The sequence below is a fragment of the Fusobacterium mortiferum ATCC 9817 genome (genome assembly GCF_000158195.2).
In the GTDB taxonomy this organism is placed as follows: Bacteria; Fusobacteriota; Fusobacteriia; order Fusobacteriales; family Fusobacteriaceae; genus Fusobacterium_A; species Fusobacterium_A mortiferum.
In genome coordinates this window covers 914,046-940,334 of the sequence record NZ_GL987988.1, presented here as the reverse complement: position 1 = coordinate 940,334, position 26,289 = coordinate 914,046, and the positions used below count along the sequence as shown (strand labels likewise).

Annotated in this window: 23 protein-coding genes and 1 riboswitch; of the genes, 7 read left to right on the top strand and 16 right to left on the bottom strand. The window is 29.1% G+C overall.

Annotated elements, in window-relative coordinates:
• Window positions 1–373 precede the first annotated feature (373 nt).
• Complete coding sequence (locus FMAG_RS05465) at window positions 374–1,357, bottom strand: LacI family DNA-binding transcriptional regulator (protein ID WP_005884805.1); 984 nt, start codon at window positions 1,355–1,357, stop codon at window positions 374–376.
• A 248-nt stretch (window positions 1,358–1,605) separates the two neighbouring features.
• Here FMAG_RS05465 and FMAG_RS05460 point away from each other — a divergent pair, with 248 nt between their 5' ends.
• From FMAG_RS05460 to FMAG_RS05450, 3 genes are read left to right on the top strand one after another with little or no spacing between them, the layout of a single operon-like run.
• Entirely contained in the window at window positions 1,606–2,946 is a 1,341-nt protein-coding gene (locus tag FMAG_RS05460) for a PTS transporter subunit EIIC (protein WP_005884803.1), read from the top strand.
• Between the two features lie 12 nt (window positions 2,947–2,958).
• Window positions 2,959–4,365 carry a glycoside hydrolase family 32 protein gene (locus FMAG_RS05455; RefSeq protein WP_005884801.1) on the top strand — a complete coding sequence of 469 codons (1,407 nt, stop codon included), beginning with the start codon at window positions 2,959–2,961 and terminating at the stop codon, window positions 4,363–4,365.
• A gap of 54 nt (window positions 4,366–4,419) precedes the next feature.
• Window positions 4,420–5,280, top strand: a complete 861-nt coding sequence (locus tag FMAG_RS05450) for an ROK family protein (protein WP_005884799.1) — start codon at window positions 4,420–4,422, stop codon at window positions 5,278–5,280.
• 50 nt (window positions 5,281–5,330) lie between these two features.
• On the opposite strand, the gene FMAG_RS05445 is transcribed toward FMAG_RS05450, so the two are convergent.
• Window positions 5,331–6,869 carry an AbgT family transporter gene (locus FMAG_RS05445; protein ID WP_005884797.1) on the bottom strand — a complete coding sequence of 513 codons (1,539 nt, stop codon included), beginning with the start codon at window positions 6,867–6,869 and terminating at the stop codon, window positions 5,331–5,333.
• A gap of 182 nt (window positions 6,870–7,051) precedes the next feature.
• Here FMAG_RS05445 and FMAG_RS05440 point away from each other — a divergent pair, with 182 nt between their 5' ends.
• Genes FMAG_RS05440 through FMAG_RS05430 form a run of 3 tightly spaced genes read left to right on the top strand, consistent with a single transcriptional unit; the run spans window position 7,052 to window position 8,575 of the window.
• Complete coding sequence (locus tag FMAG_RS05440) at window positions 7,052–7,567, top strand: shikimate kinase (protein WP_005884795.1); 516 nt, start codon at window positions 7,052–7,054, stop codon at window positions 7,565–7,567.
• 18 nt (window positions 7,568–7,585) lie between these two features.
• Window positions 7,586–8,368 carry an SDR family NAD(P)-dependent oxidoreductase gene (locus FMAG_RS05435; RefSeq protein WP_005884792.1) on the top strand — a complete coding sequence of 261 codons (783 nt, stop codon included), beginning with the start codon at window positions 7,586–7,588 and terminating at the stop codon, window positions 8,366–8,368.
• 12 nt (window positions 8,369–8,380) lie between these two features.
• On the top strand, window positions 8,381–8,575 hold the full coding sequence (locus tag FMAG_RS05430; RefSeq protein ID WP_005884790.1) for a hypothetical protein: 195 nt from the start codon (window positions 8,381–8,383) through the stop codon (window positions 8,573–8,575).
• A 41-nt stretch (window positions 8,576–8,616) separates the two neighbouring features.
• Here FMAG_RS05430 and FMAG_RS05425 read toward each other — a convergent pair whose 3' ends face one another.
• From FMAG_RS05425 to FMAG_RS05395, 7 genes are all read right to left on the bottom strand, one after another.
• Window positions 8,617–9,972: an MATE family efflux transporter gene (locus FMAG_RS05425; RefSeq protein WP_005884788.1), complete on the bottom strand. Its 1,356-nt coding sequence runs from the start codon at window positions 9,970–9,972 to the stop codon at window positions 8,617–8,619.
• A 194-nt stretch (window positions 9,973–10,166) separates the two neighbouring features.
• Window positions 10,167–11,498, bottom strand: a complete 1,332-nt coding sequence (locus FMAG_RS05420; RefSeq protein ID WP_005884786.1) for an alanine/glycine:cation symporter family protein — start codon at window positions 11,496–11,498, stop codon at window positions 10,167–10,169.
• A gap of 138 nt (window positions 11,499–11,636) precedes the next feature.
• Window positions 11,637–12,638 carry a 7-cyano-7-deazaguanine synthase gene (locus tag FMAG_RS05415; RefSeq protein ID WP_005884784.1) on the bottom strand — a complete coding sequence of 334 codons (1,002 nt, stop codon included), beginning with the start codon at window positions 12,636–12,638 and terminating at the stop codon, window positions 11,637–11,639.
• Between the two features lie 2 nt (window positions 12,639–12,640).
• Window positions 12,641–13,147 (bottom strand): cell division protein SepF, encoded by a 507-nt coding sequence (gene sepF, locus FMAG_RS05410; RefSeq protein WP_005884782.1) that lies wholly within the window; start codon window positions 13,145–13,147, stop codon window positions 12,641–12,643.
• Between the two features lie 24 nt (window positions 13,148–13,171).
• Window positions 13,172–13,849: a YggS family pyridoxal phosphate-dependent enzyme gene (locus FMAG_RS05405; protein WP_005884780.1), complete on the bottom strand. Its 678-nt coding sequence runs from the start codon at window positions 13,847–13,849 to the stop codon at window positions 13,172–13,174.
• A gap of 15 nt (window positions 13,850–13,864) precedes the next feature.
• Window positions 13,865–14,941: a radical SAM family heme chaperone HemW gene (gene hemW / locus FMAG_RS05400; protein ID WP_005884778.1), complete on the bottom strand. Its 1,077-nt coding sequence runs from the start codon at window positions 14,939–14,941 to the stop codon at window positions 13,865–13,867.
• Between the two features lie 20 nt (window positions 14,942–14,961).
• Window positions 14,962–16,692, bottom strand: a complete 1,731-nt coding sequence (locus FMAG_RS05395; protein ID WP_005884776.1) for a phospho-sugar mutase — start codon at window positions 16,690–16,692, stop codon at window positions 14,962–14,964.
• A gap of 295 nt (window positions 16,693–16,987) precedes the next feature.
• Between FMAG_RS05395 and gltS the strand changes: the two genes are divergently transcribed.
• Window positions 16,988–18,175 carry a sodium/glutamate symporter gene (gltS, locus tag FMAG_RS05390; protein WP_005884774.1) on the top strand — a complete coding sequence of 396 codons (1,188 nt, stop codon included), beginning with the start codon at window positions 16,988–16,990 and terminating at the stop codon, window positions 18,173–18,175.
• Window positions 18,176–18,193: 18 nt separating this feature from the next.
• Here the strand turns inward: gltS and FMAG_RS05385 are convergent, their stop codons facing one another.
• The 7 genes from FMAG_RS05385 to FMAG_RS05355 all read right to left on the bottom strand — a co-directional run bounded on the left by FMAG_RS05385 (window position 18,194) and on the right by FMAG_RS05355 (window position 26,133).
• Window positions 18,194–19,762: a ClC family H(+)/Cl(-) exchange transporter gene (locus tag FMAG_RS05385; protein WP_005884772.1), complete on the bottom strand. Its 1,569-nt coding sequence runs from the start codon at window positions 19,760–19,762 to the stop codon at window positions 18,194–18,196.
• 327 nt (window positions 19,763–20,089) lie between these two features.
• Window positions 20,090–21,010 (bottom strand): S66 peptidase family protein, encoded by a 921-nt coding sequence (locus tag FMAG_RS05380; protein ID WP_005884770.1) that lies wholly within the window; start codon window positions 21,008–21,010, stop codon window positions 20,090–20,092.
• 9 nt (window positions 21,011–21,019) lie between these two features.
• The gene (gene dacB, locus FMAG_RS05375; RefSeq protein ID WP_005884768.1) at window positions 21,020–22,687 is read right to left on the bottom strand and encodes a D-alanyl-D-alanine carboxypeptidase/D-alanyl-D-alanine endopeptidase; all 1,668 of its coding nucleotides are present in this window, start codon (window positions 22,685–22,687) and stop codon (window positions 21,020–21,022) included.
• A 22-nt stretch (window positions 22,688–22,709) separates the two neighbouring features.
• Entirely contained in the window at window positions 22,710–23,249 is a 540-nt protein-coding gene (locus FMAG_RS05370; RefSeq protein WP_040493632.1) for a spore maturation protein, read from the bottom strand.
• Window positions 23,250–23,314: 65 nt separating this feature from the next.
• Complete coding sequence (locus tag FMAG_RS05365; RefSeq protein ID WP_040493631.1) at window positions 23,315–23,923, bottom strand: nucleoside recognition domain-containing protein; 609 nt, start codon at window positions 23,921–23,923, stop codon at window positions 23,315–23,317.
• A 96-nt stretch (window positions 23,924–24,019) separates the two neighbouring features.
• A riboswitch (Lysine riboswitch) is annotated at window positions 24,020–24,194 on the bottom strand.
• Window positions 24,195–24,431: 237 nt separating this feature from the next.
• Window positions 24,432–25,235, bottom strand: a complete 804-nt coding sequence (locus tag FMAG_RS05360) for a hypothetical protein (protein ID WP_005884766.1) — start codon at window positions 25,233–25,235, stop codon at window positions 24,432–24,434.
• Between the two features lie 16 nt (window positions 25,236–25,251).
• Window positions 25,252–26,133, bottom strand: a complete 882-nt coding sequence (locus FMAG_RS05355; RefSeq protein WP_005884764.1) for a DMT family transporter — start codon at window positions 26,131–26,133, stop codon at window positions 25,252–25,254.
• Between the last annotated feature and the right edge of the window lie 156 nt (window positions 26,134–26,289).

Genomic DNA, 26,289 nt, shown 5'->3' with positions numbered 1-26,289 from the left:
ATAAAAAAAGAACTTAAATTTATTATCTCTAAAATAAAAAAATATAAATTACAATATACTAAAACTACATTTTATCAACTAGAAATCTGGAAAACATTTGGAATAAATCCTTTCTATTGTTTTAATTGTAAAATTAAAATGAAAGTAAGAAGAATTTCATATTTTAATATATCAAAAGGCTCCATTTGTTGGAAAGAATATTGTTGGTAGCGCTGATTAAAATCAGCTTTTTTGTGTTACAAAAATATTTATTTTTTCTTATTTTATTAAACTTCTAATAGAAATATTAACTAATTCCTTATTTTTCTCTTAAAAAGTCAAATTATAATTTCCTTATATATAAAAAAGTGGTTAGGAACTCCTAGCCACTTATTTATTTTACACTCTCCCTATCTAAAAACTCATAATCTATTTTTTGAATTTTAGGAACTTCTTCATTTCTAATTAATTTTATTATAGTTTCAGCAGCTAATTTTCCTGTCATTTCATTGTTATATTTTATTGTTGTCAATCTAGGAGTAACTACATCTGAAATTTTATATCCACCAAAACCTAAAATAGATATATCTTCTGGAATTTTATATCCATGTCTATAGATCGCTTTCATAGCTCCAAAAGCCATATTATCAGTAGCAGATACTATACAATCAGGGCTATTATTTTTTAAATACTCATCTACTAAAATCTCAGTTTTCTCAAGAGAGAAATCACTTTTTATTTCAGTAATTTCAATATCAGGAGATTTCCTTAAAATTTTAAAAACAGCCTCTCTTCTAGTAACCCCTACAGTAATATCTTTTTCATCTACTCCAATATAAAGAATCTTTTTTAAATTTGCTTTTAAAACCTTATTTCCAATCTTTTTTCCAGCTTCATTTTCATTGTTAATTATAGAGTACCCATTTGAACAAATTTGCCCTACAAAAAGAGTTGGAAGCTGAGTTCTCTTTACAAAGTTTTTATGCTCAGGAGTAATTTGAGTGGCTAAAATAATTATACCTTCGACATTTAAACGCCAAAGATTGTCAAGATTTGCCTTTTCTAATTCAATATCATGATTAGTATTTATAATAAGAGGAATATACCCCTCTCCCCTTAATTTTGTATCTAAGTTCATTAAAATAGTTGATGTAGTAGTAGAATCAAAACATGGAACAATAACTCCTATAAACTTATTATTTTTAGTTTTAATTCCTCTAGCAAAAAGATTAGGAGCATATCCATGTTCATCAATGACCCTTTGAATTTTTTCTCTGACCTCTTCACTTACATATCCATTATTAAAAAATCTTGAAACAGTACTCTTTCCCACTCCAGAAAGTTTTGCTATATCTAAAATCGTTATTTTTTTACTCATAAAAGTTTGTAACCTCACGTAAATATATTATATTTTCTATTATACAATAAATTTTGTAAAAACACTAACAAAAAATATTTTTGTATTAAAACAGGAAAAAAAGAGCTATAAGAGTTATTAGTGAAATATTTTTAAAAAATATTATTGACAAATTTAAAAAAATATATTATCTTAAATATATGGGAACGTTCCCTTAAGTTTGAGAGAGGGAACATAAATTTAGAATTAAAAAGTAAGAGGAGGAGAGTATGGACTTTAATAAAATTGCACAAGAAGTTGTAAAAAATATTGGTGGAAAAGAAAATATAGCTGTAATGGAGCATTGTGCTACTAGGCTTAGAATTGTTGCCAAAGATAATGACAAGGTTTCAGTAGAAGGTTTAAAATCTATTCAAGGAATAGGGGGATACTTTTTCCAATCTGGTCAGCATCAGATAATAATTGGAACTGGAAAGGTAAATAAGGTTTTTGCTATTATAAATTCTCAAGGAGATATAAAGACAGAGGGAGCAAAACAGGAAGCTTATGCTAATTTAAATCCATTCCAAAAAGGATTAAGAGCTTTAGCAGATGTTTTTATTCCACTTATACCAGTACTTGTTGCTACTGGACTTTGTATGGGACTCAGAGGTTTTGTATTACAATTAGGGGTAACACTTTCTCCCGAAGTTTTAACTATGACACAAGTTGTAACTGATACAGTATTTATATTTTTACCTGCTCTTGTAGTTTGGTCTACTTTTAAGAGGTTTGGTGGAACTCCTGTAATAGGAATGGTCTTAGGACTTATGTTGATAGCCCCTATGTTACCTAATGCTTGGGAAGTTGCTAGTGGTGCTGTAAAACCTTTACAATTAGGAATTTTTAGGATTGAAGGATTCCAAGGTACAATCCTCCCTGCTCTTATTGTTGGTATAGTTGGATCATATATCGAAAAATGGGTAAAATCTTGGATGCCAAGTGTAGTAGATTTAGTATTTACTCCATTTTTAACAATAGTTATAGGAATGATATTAGCTTTCTTAGTTGTAGGACCTATATTTACAACAATAGAAGATTTAGTTATGACTGCAATTCAAGGAATAATAGGGCTACCATTAGGAATAGGTGGTGGTTTATATGGTGCTTTCCAACAAGTATTGACAGTAACAGGATTACATCATTCATTAATGATTGTTGAAACAAGTTATTTAAGTACTTTAGGAAGAAATCCATTAAATGCTTTAGGAACAGCTTCTATGGCTGGACAAGCTGGAGCAGCTATAGCTTTCGCTATGAGTATAAAAAATAAGGAAGAAAGAGCTTTAAAATTCTCTTCAATAGTTCCTTGTTTCTTTGGAATAACAGAACCATTACTATTTGGAGTAACTTTAACAAATTCAAAAGTATTTATATCAGGTATGATAGGTGGAGCTGTTGGAGGAATATTTGCAGTTTTATTTGATATAGCTCCTTCTGTTATGGGAGTAACATTTATCCCAGCTATTCCAGCTTATTTAGGAAACAATCTATTTGGTTATTTATCTATGATTGCTATAAGTATGGGAGTAGCTATGGGAGTAACAAAAATTTTAGTTAAGAAAAATTAATTTGAGGTAAGAATGGATAAAAAAGAGTATATAAATCGTTTAAATGAACAGAAAAAACTACAAGAGATGATGAGTAGAGATAGATATTTACTTAACTTTCATCTAATTCCACCTAGTGGTTGGCTAAATGATCCAAATGGACTTTGTCAGTTTAAAGGGATAAATCATATTTACTATCAATATACACCTTTTGATGCTACTTGGGGTATGAAGTTATGGGGACATTATACAACAGAAGATTGGATAACCTACAAAGAGTATGAACCATTTCTTTTTTCAGATGTAAAAGATGATAGAGATGGGGTATATAGTGGTTCAGCTTTTATAAAAGATGATGAAATCTATTTTTATTATACAGGTAATGTAAAATACACCGATAAAAAATATGATTATATCTCTGCTGGAAGAGAGCAAAATACCATAATGGTAAGATCTAAAGATGGATTTACCTACGATGAGAAAAGAACAATTTTAAAAAATAGTGACTACCCTAATATGAGTTGCCATGTAAGAGACCCTCAAATAATAGAGAGAGATGGAGTTTTTTATATGGTATTAGGAGCAAGAGATTTAGAGGATAGAGGCTGTGTCTTAATATATAGTTCAAAAGATTTAGAAAACTGGTCTTATCATATGAGAATAGATTCACAAGAAAAGTTTGGATATATGTGGGAGTGCCCTAATTTAATAGAGATCTCTGGAAAGATGTTTTTAATTTGTTGTCCTCAAGGGGTGGAGCAAGTTGGAATAGATTATGCCAATATCTACCAATGTGGATATTTTCCTATAGATATAGATTTTGAGGGGAAAGAGTATGCTTTAGGAAAATTTGTAGAATTAGATAGAGGATTTGATATATATGCTCCTCAAACTTTTACTGATGAAAAAGGAAGAAAGATTTTAATTGGTTGGATGGGATTACCAGATGCTTCATACACTAATGAGGAAACAGTAAAAAATGGGTGGCAACATGCTTTAACCCTTCCTAGAGAGTTAAAGGTAAAAGATGGAAAAATTATTCAACTTCCTTTAGAGGAGTTTAAAAAATTAAGAGTTGAACAAGAAAATATATCTACTTTTGAAAATATAGAATTAATCTTTGATTTTGAAAGTTGTAAAGAGATTGAACTTCTTTTAAGAGAGAGCATAAAAATTATATATAGAGCTGGAATTTTAACTTTAAATCTTGAAAAATGTGGTCTTGGTAGAGATGAAAGAAGTGTAAGATTAGAGAAACTGGAAAGTTTAAATATATTTCTAGATAATAGCTCTATTGAGATTTTTGTCAACTCTGGAGAGGAAGTTTTTACAAGTAGATGTTATTGTGAGATTTTAGAAAATAGAGTAAATCTCAGTGGAGAGTATAAATTAAAAGAATTTAAAGGTTACGAGATAAAAAAATTTGAAATTTTAAAATAAAAATTGTATTATAGTAGATAATTACTATATTAGAATAAAGGAGATTAGAAACAGATGATAATAGGAGCAGTTGAAGCTGGAGGAACAAAATTTGTTTGTGGTGTGGGAAATGAAAAGGGAGAGATATTTGAAAGAGTAAGTTTTCCTACTGAAACACCTGAAATTACCCTAGCAAAAGTAGTAGAATTTTTCAAAGATAAAAATATAGAAAGACTTGGAATAGGATCTTTTGGACCAATTGATGTAAATCCTAAATCAAAAACTTATGGATATATAACAAAAACTCCTAAGTTAGCTTGGACAGATTGTGATGTAGTAGGATATTTAAAAAAATATTTTGATATCCCTATGTACTTTGATACAGATGTAAATGGAGCTGCTTTAGGAGAAGCTACATGGGGAGCAGCTAAAGGATTAGATAACTGTTTATATATGACTATAGGAACAGGAATAGGTGGTGGAGCTTTAGTTTCTGGAAAACTAGTTCATGGAATGTTACACCCTGAGATGGGACACATCTTAGTTAAAAGACATCCCGAAGATAAATACGAAGGAAAATGTCCTTTCCATAAAGATTGTTTAGAGGGAATGGCAGCAGGACCAGCTATCGAAGCTAGATGGGGAATAAAAGGACATGAGTTACCATTAGACCATGTTGCATGGGATATAGAAGCTTACTATATAGCTCAAGGATTAGTTAATTTCATTCTTACTTTATCTCCAGAAAAAATAATTTTAGGTGGTGGAGTAATGAAACAATCTCAACTTTTCCCAAAAATTAGAGCAAATGTAATAGAGTTACTAAAAGGATATGTTCAGACAAAAGAAATTCTTGAAAATATAGATAATTATATAGTATATCCAAAGTTAGGAGATAACGCTGGATTATTAGGAGCTTTAGCATTAACTTTGTAATTAAATAAAAAGGAGAAGCAACTTAACTTCTCCTTTTAAATTAGTTTATATTATAGGTGGATAGAAATTCCTGGTCCTATTGGTAAACCTATTAAGAACCAAACTATCATAAGCATTGTCCATCCAATTAAGAAACACATTGAATATGGTAACATCAAAGAAATAAGAGTTCCCATTCCACCATCTTTTTTATACTTTTGCATAAATGCTACTGCCATAGCAAAATAAGACATAAGTGGAGAAATTATATTTGTAGATGAATCTCCTATTCTATATGCTAATTGAGTAAATTCTGGAGTATATCCTAATTGCATAAGCATAGGTACAAATACTGGAGCCATAATTGCCCATTTTGCTGAAGCTGAACCCATAAACAAATTAATAAATCCTGTTAAAAATACAAATGCTACTATTAATGGCAGTCCTGTAAATCCAATAGACTTAAGAGCAGATGCTCCACTTACAGCAATTACTGTTCCTAAATTTGTATATCCAAAATATGCTATAAACTGAGATGCTGTAAATACAATAGCCATATATCCACCCATACCAGCTAACGCCTTAGCCATTAATTTAGCTACATCTTTATCACTTTTTATAGTTCCTGCTACATATCCATAAACAATACCAGGTAATAAGAAAAATAACATCATCGAAGTAATAAGTCCATTTGATGTCCAAGCTTTAAGTGTCCCATTTTCTCTAAATACTGCATTTGATGGAATAGTACAAAAAGCCATTATAGCAACAAATATTATCATTACAAGAAAAGCTGCTTTTAATCCTTTTTTCTCCTCTTCAGAAATAGTAGTCATATCTATTTCATTTTCACCTTCATATTTTCCTAATCTTGGTTCAATAATTTTTTCAGTTATAAATGTTCCAAATGCTGTAATTAAAAATGTTGAAACAAACATAAAATAGTAGTTAGCTGTAGCATCTACAAAATAGTTATGATCTAATAATCTTGCTGCCTCTGTAGTAATTCCTCCTAGTAATGGATCTGTTGTTCCTAATAAAAGATTAGCTGAAAATCCACCAGATACTCCTGCAAATGCTGCTGCAAGTCCTGCAAGCGGATGTCTTCCAAATGATAAAAATATTACTGCTCCTAATGGAACTAATACAACATAACCTGCATCTGAAGCAATATTTGACATAACTCCAGCAAAAACAACAACAGCTGTGATAGCTCTTTTAGGTGTAGAAGTTACTATTTTTTTAATAAGAGCTGACATAAGTCCACTACCTTCACATACTCCAATACCTATAACCCCTATTAAAACTGTTCCTAATGGTGCAAAACCAGTAAAGTTTTTAATCATAGAGTTAAATATATATCTAATTCCATCACCTGTCATTAGAGATTTTACTTTAACTGTTGTTTCTTCAAAATTTCCAGTTGCTTTATTTAAAGCTTCATAAGTAACTGATGCTCCCATTTTTGCTGCTATTCCAGAAATTAAAATAATAGCCACACAAAATAAGAAAAATAGAGTTACTGGATGTGGAAGTTTATTTCCTCCTACTTCAATAAAATCTAGAAATTTGTTAACAAATCCTTTTTTTACACTTTTTTCTTTCTCCATACTTCCTCCTAAATACCATTTTTTTCATTCTTTTTTTGAACTAAAAATATATAATTAAAATGTTTAGTTCAATAAAATTATACTTTAAGTTTAAAATAAAATCAACATAATTTTTAAAAAATATAAAATTTCTTTCTTTTATTTGCTTAGTTTACATGTTATAATATCTTTGAGGAGGAAAAATGAAAGATAATATTGCACTGATAGGATTTATGGGAAGTGGGAAAAGTACCATAGGAAGAATACTTGCTAAATATATGGATATGAAATTTATTGATATAGATAAACTTATTGCAGCTAGAGAAAAAAAAACTATTCCAGAAATTTTTTCTGAAAAAGGTGAACAATATTTTAGAAAATTAGAAAGGGAAATTGTTTTAGAGGAATCTCTCAATAATAATATTGTTATAGCCACTGGTGGTGGAGTTATCATAGATAATGAAAATATTAAAAATCTTAAAGAAACTTCATTTATTGTTTATCTTGATTGTACAATAGAGTGTATCTATGAAAGAGTAAAAAATAGTAAAACTCGTCCTCTTCTAAATGTTGATAATATGTTTGAAAAAATCCAAGAATTATATCAAAAAAGAGAATTACTTTACAAAATATCTAGTGATTTTAGCATAAAAATTGATATTAACAGCAATATGTATGACACTGCTGAAAAAATAAAAAAAGCCTATATCGAAAGTTAAAATAAAGGGAGTGATATTATGTACAATGAAAGTAGAGTAATGGGAAAAATAGCTTTTATTACAGGAGCAACTAGCGGAATAGGAAAATCTTGTGCTATATCTTTAGCTAAATTAGGAATGAATGTCATTATCACTGGAAGAAGAGAGCATCTTTTAAATGAATTAAAAAATGAATTAGAAAAAAATTATTCTGTTAAAGTTTTACCACTTCAACTAGATGTAAGAAATGCTCAAGAAGTAGCTGAAAAAATAGCCAATCTTCCTACTGAATGGAAAGATATTGATATACTTATCAATAATGCTGGATTAGCATATGGGTTAGATAAGCTTTATTTAAATTCATCAGAAGATATTTCTACTGTCATAGATACAAATATAAAAGGGCTTCTTTATGTTACTAATGCTATAGTTCCACATATGATAGAAAGAGATGTTCCTACAACTATTATCAATATGGGTTCAGTTGCTGGAGACGCAGCTTATGCTGGTGGAGCTGTTTATTGTGCTACTAAAGCAGCTGTAAAAATATTATCAGATGGACTTAGAATTGATTTAGTTGATACTAAGATAAAAGTAACTGATGTAAAACCTGGACTTGTTGAAACAGATTTCAGTTTAGTTAGATTTAAAGGAGACGTAGAAAGAGCTAAAAAAGTTTATCAAGGAATAGAGCCTCTTACTCCTGATGATATAGCTGAAACTGTAGCTTATATTGCTAATTTACCAGCCAATGTACATGTAGCTGAAATTACACTTGTTTGTAATAATCAAGCTGATGGTAGAACAATATATAAAAAATAATAGGAGAATATAATGGAAAAATACTTGATTAGTAAAACTGAAAAAGAGAAATATTTAAAAGATTATCCTGTTCTTGAGTGTGAACACTCTATTGGAATAGATTACGATGGACATATATCTATTAAATGTAAAAAAATAACTGGTACTTGTACTTATAAAAATTCTTCTAAAAACGAATATCATAATTGTAAACTCTTAAAAGATTAAAAAAATTAGGAGCTGTTAACAAATTGTTACAGCCCCTTTTTTTATCTTTTTAATACTGACTTCCAAGGTGTTTTTGTCACAATATAATAAAATAAAAAACCAGCTATATAGTTAGATACAAGATTTCCCCAGAAAACAGAATCTACTCCTAGCCATCTTTTTGTTATAAGAATAAATATGTATCTTATAAACCAAACTCTTAAAATTCCCATAGATAATGGTAATCTTGTTCTTCCTAATCCTATAAAAGCTCCTTGAGATACCATATATATTCCAAATCCTATAATTGAAAATGTATATATTTTTAATGAGTGGTCTGCTAAGTTTACTATTGTTTCATTATCTTGAAATAATCTAACTAAATAATTACTACTTGGTAAAAATAAAACAATTATAATTAAAGATATTATTACACTCACTCTACAACCATATATGAAAGATTTTTTAGCATTTCTAGGTTTTCTTGCCCCTATATTCATACTTACCATAGTTGTTACTGTTGTTCCTATTGAAGATGGTAAGTTAAAACACATAGCATTAATATTACTTGCTATTGTTTGTGCTGTTAATACATAAGCACCATATCTTTCTACTTCCATATTTATTAAGAAAAATCCAAAATTTATTAAAGAATATGTTAACATTGTAGGAAGAGCTAATTTTAATAACCTTTTTAAAAGTTTAAAGTCAAAACTAAAACCCCTCAAATCTAATTTTGTCATACTCTCTTTTATAAAAAGGTCATAATACATCCAAATTGCAATTACTATATAAGAACAAAGAGACGCCATCACCGCTCCAATAACTCCCCAATGAAGTACAGCCAAAAAAATACTATTAAAAATTATTTTTAATAAAAGTAAAATTATCATTCTTATAAGTGTAGCCTCTGGTTGTCCAGTTGCATTTTTTATAGCATTAAAAATAGCCGCCATAAAAAGCATTGGAATAACAATAGCATAAAGGCTCAAGTATAGAAAAACATCATAAGCTATCTCTGGACTAATACTTTTAGAAACCACTGAAGCAAAAATAATTGATGTGGGAGCCACCACTAATCCAATTATAAAAGAAAATACCATTATCTGAGTCGAAACTTTTTTTACTTCCTCCAAATCTCCTGTTCCATTTATTTGTCCAACTATTGCCATAGAAGCAACTCCCAGTCCTTGAGATAAGGCATTTATTATATTTATAATAGGTTGCCCAAATCCAACAGCAGCAGCTACTAAATATCCTGAGGTTCTATTTAAAAATAACCCATCAGATAGAGGAATAAGAGATTGAACCATCCCCATCAATAAAGTTGGAAAAGAAAGAAACAATAATGTGTTAAGAATATTTCTATTTAAAATCATTTCACGACGTTTTTCAACATTCGTAGATAAAAACCCCATAAAAAATTCACCTTCTTGTTTTATTTTTTATATTTTTCTTAATTTTATAGTATCATATTTCTTTATTAAATAAAAGAAATTGTTATTTTTTTTAAATTTAAATTTAATATAATTAAAATTTATTTTCTAAATAAAAAAGACTATTATAACCTCAATACCATAATAGTCTTTCGAAATATTATTTTTACTCTATACTATTTATTAAAAAATTTAACTTCATACTCTTTTAAACTCTCAAGAGCTTTTGAAACTAGAGGAAATACTCCAATCATATTTACTATTGTCATAAGTCCTAATCCTAAATCAGCTAAACTCCATACTAAGAAATTTTGTCTAACTCCTCCCCAGTATAACATAATCAGTGTAAATATTTTAAAAGCTTCTTGTGGCCATTCTTTTTCACATAGAAAATATAAATTAGGTTTTGCATAGAAACTAATACCTAAAATTGTACTAAATGAGAAAAGGAATAAAATTACCGCTGTAAAAACAACTCCCCATTCTCCTACATGGTATCTAAAAGCTTCTTGTAATAAAGTCATTCCACCTAATCCCTCTTGTACGTGTCCTTTAGATAATAAAATAACAAAAGCTGTAGCACTACAAATCACAACTGTATCTACTAATACTCCTAGAGCTTGAATTAATCCTTGTTTGGCTGGATGTTCTACTTCTGCTGCTGCTGCTGCACATGGAGCAGAACCAGACCCTGCTTCATTAGAGAAAAGTCCTCTCTTTACTCCTTCCATAACAACACTACCAAATGTTCCTCCTAAAAATTGTTTAACTCCAAATGCATGTTCAAATATATCTACCATAGTTGTACCCATAAGTCCTATATTTTTTACAATTATATAAAAAACAACTATTAAATATAAAGCTGCCATAAAAGGAACCATCTTATCTAAAACTTTTACTATTTTATTTCTATTTCCAAAAAGTACTCCAGCAGACAATATTACTAAAATCAAAGAAGTCATACTTGTGTTAATTCCAAAAGCTGTATTAAAAGATTCTGTAACAGAGTTTGAGATTACTTGGAAAACTCCTCCCCAGCATATAAGAGCAAAGATTACAAATAATATTCCTAGCCACCTTTGATTAAGTCCTTTTGTTAAAAAGTATGGTGCTCCTCCTCTATATCCCCCTTTTGGATCTTTTTCTCTATATAGTATAGCTATAGTCGATTCAATAAAAGCTGTTGAAGAGTTAAGTAAAGCTACTACCCACATCCAAAATACAGACCCAGGTCCTCCTACTGATACAGCTGCTACTACTCCAGCAAGATTTCCTACTCCTACTCTTGATGCTGTACTTATACAAAAAGCCTGGAATGAAGAAACTTCATCTTTTCCCGCCTTAGATTTTTCAGTTAAAAGTTGACACATATGAGTAAATAATCTAAATTGTACTCCCCTTGTTCTAATAGTAAAAATAATTCCACTTACTACTAAAAGTATTACTAATAAATTTTTGTTCCACATAATTCCATTGATTATGTTTACTAAGTTTTCAAACCAATTCATAAAATTTTTCTCCTTACTAAATATTATTATAATAAAAAAACGACTAAAATAAATAATCTTAGAATTGTCCCATAAAAAGAATAACTCCAAATTAAATTAATTCAGTCGCCTTACTTTACATATTTTACTACAATTCTACTATCCTACTATTTGATATTTTTTCATAAACTCTTCTACTTTTTCTACATCTACTACTGGTACTTTAGAGATCTGTCCATTAATTCTTACCTCTATCTCCTCTTTACCTTTACATTTAGAATATCTTGAAAATAGCTCTTTTACTAAGTTCATATCCTCTTCATTAAACTCTCCAAAACCTAACATATGTGGTCCTGGAACCCTATGTCCACACAGATAAAAACTTCCCAACTCTTTATAGCTAGCTATTCTCTCATTTCCCTCTTGGTCTCTTCCTACAAATAAATATTTTCCTTTTTCTAGTCTATAAAATCTGCTTTTCTTTATTAAGTGAAAAAGAAAAGAGTATTTCTCTTCAAGATAACCATCTTTTTCCAATATAGATAGTCTATCAGAAAAAGCTGGATCTGTCAATAGACAACCTCCCCCTGGACTAGGATATTCTACTAAACCATATTTTTCCATTAATTCCATTTGGATATGCCTACTTCTCCCTTGAATATCTAAAAGTTTTTCTCTATCTATCCATCCTTCTAACTCTGGTTTACTTGGTGGTAATAATTTAGCAGATAGGGGTCTTACTATTAATTCATCCATCCCAGAAAGTTTTTTTACTTTTTCTAATGCAGCTGAGTTTTGAGACATAGGTCTTTGCCCCAGTACCTCTCCAGAAATCACAAAGTCTGCATCATATTTTTCTAATAGTTCTCCTGCAACTTTAAACATAAGAGAGTGACAATCTATACAAGGATTCATATTTTTCCCTCTACCATATACAGGATTTTTTACCACTTCTGTATGTCTTTTTTCAAAATGTACATACTCTACTTTTATTCCCAATTGCTCAGCCATTTTTTCAGCTTTTTCATTTTTTCCACCAAAAAAATGTGATACAAAATTCAATGCTATTACATCAATCCCTTGATCCTTTATAACTTTAATTGCTAAAGCACTATCTAATCCACCAGAAAATAGTGCTAACGCTCTTCTTTTTTTCTCCACAATTACCTCTCTTCTCCAAATCCTTTAAATATTTTTGGACTTATAATCTTCTTATCCTCATAATATACTTTCATACTCTTAGGTACAACAGTATAAACCTTTTTACTTATCATAAGATAATTAGCATCTTTTACAGTCATAGCTCCAGATAAAAAATTCATAAGCCTTACAGCAGTTTGTTCATCTAGGTATTCTAAATTTAAAGTGACCATTTTATCCGCTCTTATATAATCAACTATTTTTTTACAATCTGAATAAGTTTTAGGGTCTAAGAAAATAGTTTGATAACTAGTTCCTCCCATTTCAGTTTCTAAAGTTGATACTTGTTTTGTTTTTTGCTTAGATAATATATGGTTTTGTACTACTGGTTCAGCTTCATTTTTATTCTCTACTATTTCTATATCAGTTATTCCACTCTCTTCAAAATCTATATCACTATCTGTTCCTGCTCCATCTGGATTATCTAAACCAAACAAAACTTTTATTTTATCTAATGGATTTTTATTCATTATTATTCCTCCTTGTACAATATATTATTGATATATCTTTCTCCCTACTCTTATAATAGTAGCTCCCTCTTCTAATGCTATTTTATAATCATTTGTCATTCCCATTGAAAGCTCTGTAAGTTTCCCATTGAAAGTCTTTTTGTTTAACTCATCTTTAATCTCTCTAAGCCTTCTAAATACACCTCTAACAAGAGTCTCATCATCTACAAAAGGAGCCATAGTCATAAGACCTATTATATTTATATTTTTTAATTCTAAAAGTTGAGGTAATTCTTTGTATAACTCTTCTAATTCATACCCCTCTTTACTCTCTTCTCCAGCAATATTTATTTCTAAAAGTACATCTATCACTCTATTATTTTGTAGTGCTCTCTTATCTATCTCTTGAGCAAGAGATAGTTTATTTACAGAGTGTATAAGCTTTACAAAAGGAGCTATATATTTTACCTTGTTTTTTTGAAGATTACCTATAAAGTGCCACTCTATATCTTTTCTTCCCTCAGAAAGATATTTTTCATACTTCTCTTTGATAACTTGGGCTTTGTTCTCTCCAAAAACTTTTACTCCACAATCTAATATACTATTCATAACTTCAGCATCTACATATTTTGTTACAGCTATAAACTTTACTTTTTCAGGATAAATAGAGTAATCTTTTATATCTTTTTGAATCTCTTCAATATTATTTTTTATGTTACTCATTCTTCTCAACTCCATTTAAATAAACTCATCTAAAACATCATTAGCAAGCATTATTCCTTTTCTAGTTAAAATATAAGCCTCTCCATTTCTTTTTAGAAAACCTTGCTCTTCTAATGAGATACATTTTTCTAAATATTTTCCACTAGGAATCACACCTTTATTAAGCAATCTAAAACCTAACATATACTTATATTCCTCTTTAGTTTCAGCAGTGACTATCTCCTCTTCTAATATAGGTAATATTCCTCTTTCTATATTATCATAATATTTAGAAAATTGCACCTGATTTTTATATCTTTTTACTCCAATATAACCAGAAGCCCCTAATCCAATACCTAAATACTCTCTATTTTCCCAATATTTCGAATTATGCCTTGCCTCTTTGCTAGGTAAACAAAAATTAGATATCTCATAGTGAATATACCCAGCTTCAGTAGCTCTATCTATTATATATTCAAACATCTGAGCTTCTAAATCATTATCAGTTTCTCTATATACTTCCTCTTCTAATTTTTTAAAAAAAGCTGTCCCCTCTTCCCAAATAAGTGAGTATATAGAAAAATGTTCAGGTCTTAGCTCTAACAATCTTTCTAAATCCTGTTTTACTTTTTCTATGCTTTGATTAGGGAGTGAAAACATTAAATCTAAGCTAATATTATCAAAACCAGCCTCTCTAGCTTGATAATAAGTTTCAATACCTTCATTGGAGTTATGCATTCTTCCTAAAACTTGTAACATTTTTTCATCAAATGTCTGTATTCCTATGCTTACTCTATTTATTCCAGCTTTTTTAAAGCCTTTTAACTTTTCTAAATTTACAGTTTTAGGATTTACTTCTAAAGTAATCTCTGCCCCAGCTTTTATATTTAATTTTTTTATTATCCTCTCTACATCTTCACAATTTAAAAGGGAGGGAGTTCCCCCTCCCAAATAAACTGTATCATACTCATATTTAGGATATAAGTCTATCTCTTTTAAAATGTAATCTACATATTTTTTTCTTTCTTCTTCATTAGATTTAAAAGATAAAAAATCACAATAATTACATTTATTCATGCAGAAAGGAATATGTATATATATTCCATCTACCATTTTTCCTCCTGTATTACTTCTTATAGAGTATCTACATATTTTAAAAACTCAGATTTTACATATGCTAATTTTTCATTTGCCTCTTTATCTCCCGAACCTACTACACATAAATAATATTTGATTTTTGGCTCTGTTCCTGATGGTCTAACAGTAATATAAGTTTTATCTTCTAATACAAATTGAATAACATCAGATTTTGGTAAATCTATTTTTCTAGTTTCCCCTGTTACACAATCTTTTTCTACTTGTAATTTATAATCTCTACACACTACTACTTTTTTACCACAGATTTCTGTATGCTCTTTCTTTCTCATATTTTCCATTATTTTTCCAATTTCTTCTAATCCAGATTTTCCTGTCTTAGTTATAGAAACTGTCTCTTCTTTATACCAACCATATTTTTCATATAGTTTATTTAATTCTTTATAAAGAGTAGAACCTATACTATCATAATAGCATGCCATCTCTGTAATTAATAACGAAGATACCACAGCATCCTTATCTCTTACATGTGTTCCTACTAAGTATCCAATAGACTCTTCAAATCCAAACAAATATGTTCCATCTAATTCTTTATTTTCAAACTGTCTAATCTTTTCCCCTATATATTTAAATCCTGTTAAAGTTCTGTATAATTTTACATTCTTATCTTTAGCTATTACATCTAACATAGGAGTAGAAACTATTGTAGATATTACTGCTCCATTAGCTGGAAGATTTTTATTCATCTCTAATAAATAATTCATTAATAAAATTCCTAATTGGTTTCCATTAGGATAATACCAATCTCCATTATCATCTTTTATAGCTATACCTGTTCTATCAGCATCTGGATCATTAGCTAAACAAATATTTGCTCCTATTTTATCAGCTAACTCTGTACTTAATTTAAATACTGACTTATCTTCTGGGTTAGCATATGAACAAGTTGGGAACATTCCATCTGGCATCTCTTGCTCAGGCACTGTGTACACAGATTCATATCCCATCTCTTTTAAAACTCTTTGAACAGCTACTCTTCCTGTTCCATGTAATGGAGAATAAACTATTTTAAAATCTTTTTTATTTGGCAAATCTCTATTTATAGCTTGTTTTTCTACTTCTTCTATAAATCTATCATCAACTGCTTTTCCTATATATTCTAATAATCCTTTAGCTTTTGCTTCCTCTTCAGTTATCATTTTTATATCATTGAAAATATCTACTGAATTTACAGCATTTACTACTCCACTAGCTTGTGGTTCAACTATTTGAGCCCCATCTTCCCAATATACTTTATATCCATTGTACTCTTGAGGGTTATGAGAAGCTGTTACCATTACACCTGCTTGAGCTTTTAACTCTCTAGTTGCAAATGATAGCTCTGGTGTTGATCTTAGAGATTCAAATAGATATGCCTTTATTCCATTTCCTGCAAGTACAAGAGCTGTATTTAAAGCATATTCAGTAGAACCTATTCTACAATCATAAGCTATAGTTACTCCTCTTTTTGCTCCCTCTTCTCCAGTTGTTGCTAGAATATAGTTAGCTAATCCTTGAGTTGCTTTTCTGATATTGTAGTTATTGATTCTATTTCTTCCTACTCCTCTTACTCCTCTCATTCCAGCAGTTCCAAAACTTAAATCTGTATAAAATCTATTTTCAATCTCTTTATCATCATCTTTTATTTCTAAAAGTTCTTTTCTATCTTCTTCAGTTATATTTTTTGATTCTAACCACATTTTGTAATAACCTAAATAATTTTTTTCCATAGTTGTTTCCTCCATATTATTTTATAAGTTAATTATATTATACTCTATTCTTTTAAATATTTTAACTAAAAAATTATTTTTTTTCTACAATTTACTAAAAACTTATTGCGGTTATTTTTATTACTTTTATTTCTTTTTTATTACGTTTTTTATTATATTAATATTTTTAAAATAAAAATATAATAATTATTTATTTTTTATATTTGTAATATTACAATACTATATGATATATTTTATATGTATTTTAATAATAAATATTTTTTATTTATAATATGAATAATTGTAGGAGGTTTTTATGATTGTCCATTTTTCAACTATACAAACTATGGCTTTAGCAGTTATAGTATTTTATCTTGGAAAGTTTTTAAATAATAAATTTAAATTTCTTAAAAATAATTGTATTCCAGATTCAGTTACTGGAGGAACTTTATTCTCTTTCTTTATCTTATTAGGACATGAAACTGGAAGTTTCTCTTTTATTTTTGAAGACTCTATTAAAGATATTTTTATGATAGCATTTTTTACTACTGTTGGTTTTTCTGCTAGCATAAAACTTCTTAAAAAAGCTGGCCTTCCTGTTCTAATGTTTTTAATAGCTGCTATTCTTCTTGCCATTTTGCAAAATGTTGTTGGAGTAGGAATGGCAAAAATTTTAGGAGTTAGTCCAATGATAGGTATTGCTACAGGCTCTCTAGCTACTACAGGTGGACCTGGTACAGCAGGAGCTTTTGGTCCAATTATGGAAAGCTTTGGAACCCCTGGAGCTACAATGGTAGCTATGGCAACAGCTACTTATGCTCTTATCGCTGGAAGCATAATTGCTGGTCCTATTTGTAAAAGACTTATAGAAAAGAAAAATCTTATTCAAAAAAGAGTTACTTTAGAAGAGTTTCAATCATTTGATGATAAGTCTGTTACTTTAGAATTAAAAAATGTTGTCCCTACTGGATTTCAAATTATTATTGCTATGGGAATAGGTAGTTTAATATCAAACTTTTTAAATAGTTTAGGACTAGTTTTACCTCCATATATTGGTACTATGTTTGCTGCTTCAATTATGAGAAATTTAGCTGATGAAACTAAATTATTTTCTATTGATTTAGAAGTAGTCTCTGTTATTGGAAACTTTACACTTACTATGTTTTTATCAATGATACTTATGAATTTTAAATTATGGGAGCTAAAAGAATTGGCTCTACCTTTAATTATTATGTTAATTGGACAAACTATTCTTATGGGAGTCTTTGCCTATTTTATAACCTTTACCCTTACTGGAAAAGATTATGATGCTGCAATTATGACTGGTGGACACTGCGGTTGCGGGTTTGGGACTACTCCAAAAGCTCTAGCTAATATGGAAGCTCTTACTGAAAAGTATCTTCCTTCACCAAAAGCTTTCTTTGTTATTCCTATAGTTGGAGCTTTATTTATAGATTTTTTTAATGCTGCTATTATAACCTTTTTTATAAATTTACTAAAATAATATAAAAGGTGGGAATAATTAGTTCCCACCTTGTTTATATAATAGCTCTTTCATTTCATATACCTTAGCTTCTGGAAGTAATAGTGTAAGAACATCTCCACTCTCTATCACACTATTTCCTTTAGGAATTATCTCATGTTCATTTCTACATATTGCTACCACTAAAACATCTTCAGCCCATTTTATCTCAGAAATAGTTTTGCCATCTAATTCAGATTCAGCCATCACAGGTACTGTTATTATTGTCTTTTTTCCAGAATCTTCCTCTTTCATAGGAGTATCTTTTGGCATACGTTTAAATAAAATTTCATAGATAGGCTCTAATCCTAAAAGCTCTGTTACATAGTAAGCTACTACTGATACTGTAACCAACGCAAGTAAATGGTCAAAATTTCCTGTCATCTCTAATATGAGAACAGCCCCTGTAATAGGTGCTCTTACTACGGCAACAAAATATCCAGCCATTCCTAATACCATAAAATGAGGAACAAAATCTAATCCAACACCTAAATATTTAATAAGTGTTAGTCCATAAATTTTCCCTATAATAGCTCCTAATACTAACATTGGTAAAAATATTCCACCAGCAAATCCAGTTGCATAACATAGAGCAGTAAAAAAAAGTTTTGCTAGAAAAATTATAATCAATAATTGTATTGTTCTATTTCCTCCAGCCATCTCCTCTACTAATTCATGTCCACCCCCTGTTACTTCTGGTAAAAAATAACAAAATAGTAGTGAAGTAGACATTACAAAAGATATTTTTATCCATCTTGAAATTTTTAATTCTTTAAATTTATCTTGCACTTTAATTAAAGTTAAAGTAAATAATTTACCAAAGAAAGCTATTACTATTCCTAAAATTATATAAAGGATAAATTGATAATAAGGATTTATATTTTTAGGATAATTAGCTATTAAATTAAAAGATGTCTCCATTCCAAACATACGTCTTCCTACAAAATCAGAAGCTATACTTGCTAGAAATGTACAAATCAAAAGTTTTGCTGAAATATATTTATGTAACTCTTCCAAAGCAAACATTACTCCTGAAAGAGGTGCCCCAAAAGCACCAGCAAGCCCAGCACTAGAACCACTTGTTACTAAATATTTTTTCTCAATACTATCTTTTTTAAAAATTTTGGTAATCCCAAAACCTATATATGAACCTAGCTGTACAGAAGGTCCCTCTCTTCCTAATGAAAGTCCAGCTCCTATACTCATAAGCCCAGCTATAAATTTAGCTATTAACTCTTGAAGCCAATTTACATAGTCTAACTTTCTTAAAAGTATCCCTTTTACTTGTGGTATTCCACTCCCTGAAATTTTCGGATATTTTTTTGAAATATAGTCTACAATAAGTCCAATTAAAATAAAAGATATCCAAATAAAAAAAATAGTTAGTGTTCCTTCTGACAAAGAATTTTTTACTATAAATTCTCTAAAATGATTAGCATAGTTAAGTGCCCATCTATACAGAGAAACTATAAATCCTGTCAAAGCTCCCACAATAATACATAGCAGATATAACTTTCCACTTCCTTTTTGTAAAAGTTTAAGATTATCTGCCACAGTTTCTTTTTTCATGAAACCCCTCCAGATTTTTATTATTTAACCCTTTTATTTTAATACTTTTTTTGTTTTAATTCAATATTTTTTTAAATTTCTATTTTATAATGGCAGGCTTATAGAAATTCTATCTAAATAAGATTATAACAACTTTATTCTTCACTTCCTATCTATCAATTATTTTTATTTTTTGTTCATATTTTTTTATTTAAATATAAATTTTATTATGTTTTTAAAAAATTATTATTCACATTTTTAGAATTTATTTATCAAATAAAAATAAATATTTAATATAAAAGGGATATTACAACTTAAAATTTTGTAATATCCCTTAAACTATAAATTTTATTTAACTACCTTCTCTAGTATTGTAATTTTTTTCTCATAACTATCTATTCCACACATAGCTCCAAGTGGAAGAGTTAACATAGGCTCACTATGCCCACTCTCTAAATTATATATCACTGGTTTCTTTAAATCTCTAAAATAGTCTTGAAAAACTTCTATTAGTGACATATCTTTTTCTGAATCTGGAGGACAATTTTTAAAATCTCCTAAAACAATTCCCTCTATCTTTTCAAAAACTCCATGTTTCTTCAATTGATTTAAAAATCTATCTACCTTATAAGTCTTTTCTCCTATCTCTTCAAGAAAAAGTATTTTTTCTCTATAATCTAAGTCATATTTTGTTCCAAGAGTAGCTACAAGAGTTGCTAAATTCCCTCCTACTAACTTTCCTTTAGCTTTTCCTTCACTTATTACCTCTAACTCTTTAGAAAAATTATTTATTACTCTTTGATCTAAAGGATTAGATAAAATTTCAATAAAATTATTATATGTATCTATATTATAATTTCCAGTAAAATTACTTACTGCCATAGGTCCATGAAAAGTTATCAATCCTGTTTTTTCATTTATTGCCATATGTAAAGTTGTAATATCACTATATCCTACAAAGATTTTAGGATTATTTTTTATTATTTCAAAATCTATAAGTTCTATAAGTCTATTACACCCATAACCTCCTCTCATACAGAGAATAGCATCAATAGCTTTATCAGAAAAAAAGTTATTTATCTCTCTTGCTCTTTCTTCATCTTCTCCAGCATAAGAGTACCACTGTTTTTGTGTACACTCTCCTAATACTACTTTATACCCCATATTCCCTATATTTTTCTTAGCTTCTAATACTTTTTCATAACTACTGCAACTAGCAGGAGCTATTATTCCAATAGTATCCCCTTTTTTTAAAACTTTTCCTAACATCTCTTACTCCTAAAATAAGTTATTGATAAATTTCTCCATTTCATCTTTTAATCTATTTCTACTTCCATTCCAATGGTTTACAATTATTGTAAAAGCTAATTTCGTTCCATCTTTTTCTATATATCCAGTATAAGATTGTATTCCACTCATACTTCCACTTTTTACTCTTACTATACCATCAAAAACTTTAGGTTCTAAAAAATCTGAAACAGTTCCCTCATATCCACCTCTTGGAAGTAATTTTTCAAACTCTGGGTAGTTTTCATTCATATAAGCTAATATATCTGTTAAGATACTAGCTGATACATAATCTCCACGAGATAATCCACTTCCATCAAGCATAACTAAAGCTTTAGTATCTATCCCTTTCTCTTTCCAAAATTCAGAAATTTTTACATCCTTAAGTTTTAAAAGTTGATATAGATGCTCTGTATAATGATTATCACTTCTTTTTAGTAATACTCTTACCATCTCTTCTATTGTGGCTGATTTTGTTATAGCTAAAGTCTTAGGATTTTTTGGTCTCTTATTACTATTTCTTGAGGTCTTTATATCTCCACTAACTGATACTCCTGAATTTTTTAAATTTTTCTTAAAATATTGTCCTAAAAATAAAGCTGGATTTGGAATATCACTCTTTGTTACAATTTTTTTCAGATTAGCTGGAACCTCTCCATTTAATACTCTTTTATTCTCAAAAGGTAACCCTCTTACTGAGAAATCTCTTCTGCCTCTAGGAGATATTTTCAGTCTATTCTCAAATTTCAATCCATCAATCTCAGGTTTTGTTCCTAATATATCAATTTTTTTATCAGTTGAAGATAGATACAAAGTATATAAATTATCAAATACACTTATTCCATAAGTTCCTTGTCCATAGTTAGTACCAAAATCTTCCCATAACCATTTTTCCTCTACTCCTACATAACCAAAAAGATTATCTATTACAATGATATCTCCCTTTATCTTTTTTATTCCAGAGGATTTTACCTTACTTATCCACTCTGTTATAAAAGCAGTCTGCTCTTTTTTTATTCCATCAGAACCTAAAGTTGGGTCTCCACCACCGATAATATATATATCTCCTGTAAGAGTACCTTCACTATCTATTTTCCCATCATATACAACTTTTGTTTCTAATCTTGTATCAGCCCCTAAAACTTCTAAAGCAGTAGCTGAAGTAATTACCTTCATTATAGAAGCTGGAGTTATTGCAACTCCTTTATTATACTGAGCTATTATCTCTCCACTCTCTATCTCTCTTACCTCTATACCAATATTACTATGCTCTAACATTTCTAGATTACTAAAGCTTTTTATTGCCTTTTCTCCCTTACTTTTAAGTGAGGCAATTTTTTCTGAAGAGATATTTTTTTTCTCCTCTTTTTGAGCTGGTTGTTTCTCCTCTATTTTTTCTTTAATTACATCTTCCTCAACTGTATTTTCAATCTTTTCTGAAGCTGTTTCATCTATCTCTTCTCTATTTTCATCAATATCTTCTTTTACACCAATCTCTTGTTCCAAGCTTTTTAAAATTTCACTTGGAGTTATTACCTCTTCAGTTCTTACTTCTTCTTTTATTTTATTTTCAGTTTTTATAGTGGTATCTTTTATCTCATTATTAGTACAACTTGATAAAATAACCAAAGCTAATACAAGTATTCTTAATTTTTTCATTCTCTTCTCCAAATTATAGTTTTTAAGCAAACATAATTCTACAAATCCATACAGCTGTTAAAAGTCCAGCTAAGTCAGCTAATAGCCCAGCTGCTACTGCATGTCTTGTTTTTCTTATGCTCACTGCTCCAAAATATACTGCAAGAACATAGAAAGTTGTTTCTGTTGAACCCATCATAGTAGAAGCTATTCTTCCTATTAAAGAATCTGGCCCATATGTAAGCATTAAATCATTCATTACTCCAGTAGCTCCTCCTCCAGATAGAGGTCTTAGTATAGCCATTGGCAACACTTCTCCTGGCATTCCTATTAATGAGAAAACTGGGTCTAATATTTTCATCATAATATCTATACAACCAGAAGCCCTAAAAATACCTATTGCCACTAACATAGCTACTAAAAAAGGAATGATTCTAATAGCTGTATTAAATCCCTCTTTTGCTCCTTCACAAAATACTTCATAAACTTTTATTTTCTTTACAAAATAAGCGTATCCTACTATTACTAATATAATTAAAGGTATGGCATAAAGTGATATATTTTCCATTATTCTTACGAACATATTTCTTCCTCCTAAATTTTACTAAAAATTTCTTATTATTTCAATAACTAACTTTTTTCTTACTTTTATTTTTTTATTTCTATTTTTTCTCTTTTATATTTAGGTAACTTTTCTAAAAACTTACAGGAAATTATAGCTACAGCTGTTGACATAATTGTTGCTACTATTGTTGGAGCTATTATTTCAGTAGCATTAGCTGAACCAGCTGCTACTCTATATGCTATTGTACTAGATGAAATTAAAGTTACAGATGAAGTATTAATAGCTAAAAACATTACCATAGAATTTGATGCCTCATCTTTATTATCATTTAAAAGTTGTAACTCTTGCATAGCCTTTATTCCAAGTGGAGTAGCTGCATTTCCTAATCCAAAAAAGTTAGCTGCCATATTAGCTACTATACTTCCCATAGCCGGGTGATCAGCTGGTATCTCAGGAAATAATTTTACTAAAAGTGGTTTCATTAAATTTCCCATTGCTTTTACCATTCCTGCCTCTTCAGCTATCTTCATAAGTCCAAGCCATAGAGCCATTACCCCTATCATCTCTAAAGATAAAGTTACAGCTGTACCTGCTGATTCAATAGCCGAATCTGTAACTGCTTGTACATTTCCTGTAAATATCCCCACCAATATTCCTATCACTATAAGTCCACACCAAATTGCATTAATCATATTTTATACCTCCTAAAAATTTTAGCAAAATAAAAAAATCACAGCTGACTCAACTGTGATAAATTACAAAAAAGATAAATCAATCCCTCTATAGTTTTCACAGATAGCTCTCCATTGAAATTTTTCAATGACAACATTGTAGATATTCTCCACACTGCCAACAAAAGAGTTCAGCTCTCTCTTTTATTTCGGCAAATTCCCCTTTCAAAATATCATAACGCCTGCCAAGCTAGATATTTTTACTCTTGTCCTTTGCACCTCTATCTTGCTTTTTTATTAGTATACTCTAGTTTATACTTCTTGTACAATATATTTTTTATATCTTTTAAATATATTTAATCTTATATCTTACATAAAAAATATTTAGAATTACAAAATATTTATTGACAATATCAAATTATATGCTATAATAATATTGTCATAAGACATTTCCTTAAATTACATTTTAATTTCTACGTATAAAGAAGTCCTGAGGCCGAAGGGGCTTCTTTATCGTTTTTTGACTTTTTTATTTTTTCTTAATATACTGTTCATCTATATCTTTATTTATTTTTATATTCAAACTTTCTAATATACTCTTACAGAATTTTTCGCCAAAAATATAAGAAAGAACATTATAATAATTTTCTATAAATGGTTTATATTCATCTAATTGAAATCCAATAGGATTTTCTCTTCTAAAATAAGGAGATTTTTCTTTCTCTATATTCATGCATGGAAAATCACAATCATTCATAGAAAGATAATTATTCCCACTTGTTGGAACAAAAATATATAAATTTTCTTCTTCAATTATCAATTCTAAAGGATATAAAGAACACCATAATGGCTTAGTATCAATAATCTCTCCTAAGCTCATCCCTTTATCTATACAAATTTTATGTATTGCACAAAGACTCTTATCAATATACACACATGAACAAGTACATCTATCAAAGACACTATTTTCAAACTCTTTTGGTATCAGCATAGCATCATTTTCTATAGAGCTTTTTATCTCTTTCTCTGTCATTCCCTCTTCTTTCATTATAGAAATAGCTTTAGTTAAGGAGTCATACTCTTTTAAATTTTCTAATATAACTTCTCTTGCCTTTTTATTAAACTCATAAGGAAATTGTACACAACAATTTGTTAGACAATTAAAGCAATCAAAATTACTTAACCATCTAAAACTTTCTACATCTATTATTCCATAATAGTTCTTATTTAAAAATTTTACTTCTAATTCTAATTTTCTAATTTTTCTAAAATAATCTTTTATTCTTTTTTCTAATTTAGGAGATAACTCCTTATTATGCATAAAATATCTCATTTTATCCTCCAATTTATTATAAGAAAAATAGAGCTATCCCAAAAACAGAGATACAAGCTCCTATTATCTCTTTTATCTTTATCTTCTCTTTAAATATTAAATATGATATGGGAATTATAAGAATTGGGCTGGTAGAAGAAATTGTAGATATAATACCAGCATTCCCTAAATTAAGAGCTGCTACTAAAAAAGTTATTCCAGCTGTAGCTGTAATAGTTCCACCTATTATTAGTAATATAACTTTCCTATCCCTCAACACATTAAAAACTTTTTTCCACAATCTTTTGTAAGTAAGAAAAATTATAAAGACACCTAAAGCACAAATCATTCTTATCTGAGTAGATGAACTCGGGTCATATCCCATTGAACCCATCTTAGTAAATACTATTCCTGTTGCTTCTAAAATTGTAGCTATGCAGATAAATAGTATCCCTTTTGATGATAATTTTTTCTCATCATTTTTATTTTTAGGTTTGATTACTACTAATAGTACTCCACTACAAGTTATTAACATAGCTACAATTTGAATCAATGTCAATGCTTCCCCTAAAAAAAGATAACCAAATATTCCTACTACAAGTGGAGTCATTGTCATAAATAACATACATATTCTAGCCCCTATCATAACATAGGCTTCGTATAAAAACATATCTCCAAAAAATAATCCTATCAATCCAGATATCCCCAATATTTTCCAATTATAAGATGTAGCATCCACTGGTAAGATAACTCCTCTATCTATACAAGTAAATATTCCTAAAAATATAATTCCCATTACTAATCTAATTACATTTACTGAAATACTATCAGCTTTTTTAGAAGCTTGTTCAAAAAAGAGTGAACTTAAAGCCCAACCAAGTGCTGTAATAAGTGCAAAAATCTCTCCTAAATATCTCATAAAAACCTCCCTCAATATTCTATTCTAATATGATTATATAACACTTTTATATAAATAAAAAGAAAATATAATTTTATTTTCTAAATTTCATCTAACTTGACTATATTCTAAAATATGGTATCATTTAATGAAGATAAAATAAAAGGTGGTAATTAT

What these genes read in the sequence shown, in the direction of transcription:
- hemW (WP_005884778.1), bottom strand. Translation starts at nt 14,941, where the DNA reads ATGGTAGATGGAATATATATACATATTCCTTTCTGCATGAATAAATGT.
- FMAG_RS05355 (WP_005884764.1), bottom strand. Translation starts at nt 26,133, where the DNA reads ATGAGATATTTAGGAGAGATTTTTGCACTTATTACAGCACTTGGTTGG.
- FMAG_RS05365 (WP_040493631.1), bottom strand. Translation starts at nt 23,923, where the DNA reads ATGATTAATGCAATTTGGTGTGGACTTATAGTGATAGGAATATTGGTG.
- FMAG_RS05435 (WP_005884792.1), top strand. Translation starts at nt 7,586, where the DNA reads ATGTACAATGAAAGTAGAGTAATGGGAAAAATAGCTTTTATTACAGGA.
- FMAG_RS05395 (WP_005884776.1), bottom strand. Translation starts at nt 16,692, where the DNA reads ATGGAAAAAAATTATTTAGGTTATTACAAAATGTGGTTAGAATCAAAA.
- dacB (WP_005884768.1), bottom strand. Translation starts at nt 22,687, where the DNA reads ATGAAAAAATTAAGAATACTTGTATTAGCTTTGGTTATTTTATCAAGT.
- FMAG_RS05445 (WP_005884797.1), bottom strand. Translation starts at nt 6,869, where the DNA reads ATGGAGAAAGAAAAAAGTGTAAAAAAAGGATTTGTTAACAAATTTCTA.
- FMAG_RS05405 (WP_005884780.1), bottom strand. Translation starts at nt 13,849, where the DNA reads ATGAGTAACATAAAAAATAATATTGAAGAGATTCAAAAAGATATAAAA.
- FMAG_RS05430 (WP_005884790.1), top strand. Translation starts at nt 8,381, where the DNA reads ATGGAAAAATACTTGATTAGTAAAACTGAAAAAGAGAAATATTTAAAA.
- FMAG_RS05465 (WP_005884805.1), bottom strand. Translation starts at nt 1,357, where the DNA reads ATGAGTAAAAAAATAACGATTTTAGATATAGCAAAACTTTCTGGAGTG.
- FMAG_RS05370 (WP_040493632.1), bottom strand. Translation starts at nt 23,249, where the DNA reads ATGTTCGTAAGAATAATGGAAAATATATCACTTTATGCCATACCTTTA.
- FMAG_RS05420 (WP_005884786.1), bottom strand. Translation starts at nt 11,498, where the DNA reads ATGAATTGGTTTGAAAACTTAGTAAACATAATCAATGGAATTATGTGG.
- FMAG_RS05440 (WP_005884795.1), top strand. Translation starts at nt 7,052, where the DNA reads ATGAAAGATAATATTGCACTGATAGGATTTATGGGAAGTGGGAAAAGT.
- FMAG_RS05385 (WP_005884772.1), bottom strand. Translation starts at nt 19,762, where the DNA reads ATGAAAAAAGAAACTGTGGCAGATAATCTTAAACTTTTACAAAAAGGA.
- FMAG_RS05455 (WP_005884801.1), top strand. Translation starts at nt 2,959, where the DNA reads ATGGATAAAAAAGAGTATATAAATCGTTTAAATGAACAGAAAAAACTA.
- FMAG_RS05360 (WP_005884766.1), bottom strand. Translation starts at nt 25,235, where the DNA reads ATGAGATATTTTATGCATAATAAGGAGTTATCTCCTAAATTAGAAAAA.
- FMAG_RS05450 (WP_005884799.1), top strand. Translation starts at nt 4,420, where the DNA reads ATGATAATAGGAGCAGTTGAAGCTGGAGGAACAAAATTTGTTTGTGGT.
- sepF (WP_005884782.1), bottom strand. Translation starts at nt 13,147, where the DNA reads ATGAATAAAAATCCATTAGATAAAATAAAAGTTTTGTTTGGTTTAGAT.
- gltS (WP_005884774.1), top strand. Translation starts at nt 16,988, where the DNA reads ATGATTGTCCATTTTTCAACTATACAAACTATGGCTTTAGCAGTTATA.
- FMAG_RS05425 (WP_005884788.1), bottom strand. Translation starts at nt 9,972, where the DNA reads ATGGGGTTTTTATCTACGAATGTTGAAAAACGTCGTGAAATGATTTTA.
- FMAG_RS05380 (WP_005884770.1), bottom strand. Translation starts at nt 21,010, where the DNA reads ATGTTAGGAAAAGTTTTAAAAAAAGGGGATACTATTGGAATAATAGCT.
- FMAG_RS05460 (WP_005884803.1), top strand. Translation starts at nt 1,606, where the DNA reads ATGGACTTTAATAAAATTGCACAAGAAGTTGTAAAAAATATTGGTGGA.